1 protein-coding gene is annotated in these 583 nt (G+C 34.3%); it reads left to right on the forward strand.

Translation table 11 applies throughout. The annotated features are described in order from the left end of the window. Window positions 1-2: 2 nt before the first annotated feature. On the forward strand, window positions 3-583 hold a 581-nt coding region (locus AMO08_RS02440), incomplete at its 3' end, for an alanine--tRNA ligase-related protein (protein WP_256997644.1).

The following is a 583-nucleotide window of genomic DNA, read 5'->3' on the forward strand; positions in this document are numbered from 1 at the left end:
AGATAAGAAATACTTTCCTAAAGTATTTTGAAAAAAACGAACATAAGATTGTGGAATCTAGTAATTTGGTCCCTAATAATGATCCTACATTGATGTTTGCTAATTCTGGAATGGTTCAGTTTAAAAATGTATTTACTGGATTAGAAAAACGAGATTACGTAAGAGCTACAACGTCACAAAAATGTGTAAGGGCAGGTGGTAAGCATAATGATTTAGAAAATGTAGGTTACACACCTCGTCATCATACATTCTTTGAAATGTTAGGGAATTTTTCATTTGGAGACTATTTTAAAGAGCAAGCTATTCATTACGCATGGAATTTAATAACTAAAGATTTTGGAATAGATAAAAACAGACTTTATGTAACCGTGTTTCATGAAGACGATGAGGCCTTTAATTTTTGGAAGAAAATAGCGGGTTTTAGCGATGATAGAATTATAAGGATAGCAACTTCTGATAATTTTTGGTCAATGGGAGAGACAGGTCCATGCGGCCCTTGCTCAGAAATCTTTTTTGACCACGGAGATCATTTACCAGGAGGTTTGCCTGGATCTAAAGAGGAGGATGGAGATAGATTTATAGA

Origin of the sequence: Candidatus Pelagibacter communis (genome assembly GCF_001180205.1) — a bacterium.
In the GTDB taxonomy this organism is placed as follows: domain Bacteria; phylum Pseudomonadota; class Alphaproteobacteria; order Pelagibacterales; family Pelagibacteraceae; genus Pelagibacter; species Pelagibacter ubique_O.